The 2,607-nt window shown below is 40.4% G+C and carries 1 protein-coding gene and 1 pseudogene (1 of these 2 only partly in view); both read left to right on the top strand.

All coding sequences use genetic code 11. From position 1 onward, the window contains the following. Positions 1 to 383 precede the first annotated feature (383 nt). Positions 384 to 1,517 carry a hypothetical protein gene (locus tag FVQ77_15765; GenBank protein MBW8051758.1) on the top strand — a complete coding sequence of 378 codons (1,134 nt, stop codon included), beginning with the start codon at positions 384 to 386 and terminating at the stop codon, positions 1,515 to 1,517. Between the two features lie 431 nt (positions 1,518 to 1,948). Next, positions 1,949 to 2,607, top strand: a pseudogene (locus tag FVQ77_15770) (SpoIIE family protein phosphatase) (it continues 2,530 nt past the right edge of the window).

Below are 2,607 nucleotides of genomic sequence, written 5' to 3' on the forward strand. Positions count from 1 at the left end.
TTGATGATTAGATGATTAGTGAAAGGAAGTCCGCTAAAGCGGACTGAAACACTGGTTATATGATTTCTGTACACCACGATAAATCGTGGTGCTATTCTTATATGGGGGGGGGCAGTTTTTAGAATTTTAATAAATAAACCAAAAATCAAAGGGTATTACATCCTCATTTTATATATTTTTATCATTTACCGGACAACAATGATTTTTTTTCAATTTCATTTGCAAGTAAAAAATATTTTTTTTTAAATTGGCACGTTTTATGACTTATAGTGTATTTATGTGCCTTTCCTACGAATTACGAATTTGACCGAATTACGAATATTCTATCCCTTCATTCGTAATTCGATTTCATTCGTAATTCGTAGGAGATTAACTATTTTAAAATGAAAACAAAACATAAAATTCTACACTTTATCATGCCTATTTCATATCGAAGTCCCAACTGTCTCGGGATAAACTCCGCTAAGATCCACCCAAGTACTCGAAGAATCTGCCTACTTCTTGCTGCTTACTGCCTATTGCCAACTATCAACTGCCTACTGCCCACTGTTTCAGTTGCCCAAAGATCAAACTGGACTGTTTACAATACATCTAATTCAGATTTACCAGATAGCCGCGTTAATGCAATTGCCGTAGATAAAGATGGCAGTGCATGGATCGGCACACAAGATGGCGGCCTTGCAAAATTAAATAAAGATTCAACCTGGACGGTCTGGAAAAGACAACAAGAAGGTATAAGTGAAGGGCCACCCAGCAGCCTTATAAATTCAATAGCAATTGATATGAACGGAAATATCTGGATTGGCTGCGGAACATTATCAGGCGGCTTAACCAAATTTGACGGATCGGAATGGATTACTTATAATATGGATAATTCTAAATTACCTGACAATAAAGTCCATTCAGTTGCCATTGATAAGTTAGGTGTTGTCTGGGCTGGCACCGGTAAGGGATTGGTTAAATACAACCCGGATGGACAACTTTGGACTATCTATAATTCAGAGAATTCTGCTTTGCCTTTTGATGACGTAGGCCCGATTGCTATTGACAGAAGTAATAACATATGGATTGGAACTTTTGGCGGAGGACTGGCAAAATTTGACCAGGAAGAAGAAAAGGGTAAAGAGTGGACAGTTTATCAACATAAAAAAAAGAAGGGCTTGCCTGATAACAGTATCTGGTCATTGGCTATTGATAAAAGTGGTATTGTATGGATTGGTACTGCCCGTGCCGGTCTTGTAAAATATAATCATGAGGATTGGATAACTTACGGTACTTGGAATTCAGACATACCCTCTGATGGTATTACTTCTATAGCTATTGATAAAAATGGTACTAAATGGCTTGGTACGTTGGATGGAGGGTTGGTGCGGTTTAACGGCAAAACCTGGAAGGTACTCAATTCATCCAATTCAGGTTTCCCTGACGAAAGCGAAAGCGTGATCACCGTTATTACAGATGATGAAGGGAATAAATGGGTTGGAACCAGGGGAGCGGGTTTGGCAGTTTTTAAATAATTCCTTGCGCAATAATAAGGTGATCTTTAATTGTTTAATAAAAATATTAATAATACGAACTCTCTCAATAATATAAAAATATGTCTTGCACAAGCAAAGGCAGCGTAATGGCAGGCGGGCAGGTCGGCAGGCAGGTAAAAAAATAATCCTGTTCTTTTTTATAGCTATCTTTGTGCACTTTTTATTATGAAAAACTTGATTTTTTCATCAATTTCCTATAACTTGCGGGGTAATTTTTAAAGCCCCACTACCCCGTAAGTGATGGGGATTTTATGTCATAAATCTATGATGAAACCACGAATTACACAAATTAAAATACTTAAAATACTTAAAATACTTAAATTTTAGGCATTTTAAATTTTAAGTATTTTAGGCATTTTTTAGTGTAATTCGTGTAATTAGTGGTTTATTTTTTATTTATGTTTTAGCGCATGCGTTCATCATTATTATTCATCATTCTATTATTTTTCTTCCTTCCGGTAGCCGCACAACCCAGAACCCAGTACCCAGTACCAAGAACCGTTCTCTTAGACACCTGCCCCCCGCCACGCACCATCACCGTACCCACAAAACCGGGTGGCTCTTACGTAAAACAATACCGAAGCGGCCCGAGAACCATACCATTAATACCGCCTAAAGCAGCGCCCGCCACCCCACCCTTTGCCAACTTCACCACTTACAACACAGAGCAGGGGTTGGCTCTCTCCAGCATTGCCTGCGGCTACATGGACAAAAGCGGAAACCTTTGGTTCGGCACATTAGGCGGAGGCGTGAGCCGCTATGACGGGAAATCCTTTACGACTTTTAGTACGGCACAGGGGCTGGCGCATAATAATGTAAGGAGCATCACCGAGGACAAAAGCGGAAACCTTTGGTTCGGCACATATGGCGGAGGCGTGAGCCGCTATGACGGGAAATCCTTTACGACTTTTAGTACGGCACAGGGGCTGGCGCATAATAATGTAAGGAGCATCACCGAGGACAAAAGCGGAAACCTTTGGTTCGGCACATATGGCGGAGGCGTGAGCCGCTATGACGGGAAATCCTTTACGACTTTTAGTACGGCACAGGGGCTGGCGCATAATAATGT

The organism is Cytophagales bacterium (assembly GCA_019456305.1).
Taxonomy (GTDB): domain Bacteria; phylum Bacteroidota; class Bacteroidia; order Cytophagales; family VRUD01; genus VRUD01.

Bases quoted from the DNA above. Each gene is read 5' to 3' on its own strand.
- FVQ77_15765 (MBW8051758.1), top strand. From the start codon at position 384: ATGAAAACAAAACATAAAATTCTACACTTTATCATGCCTATTTCATAT.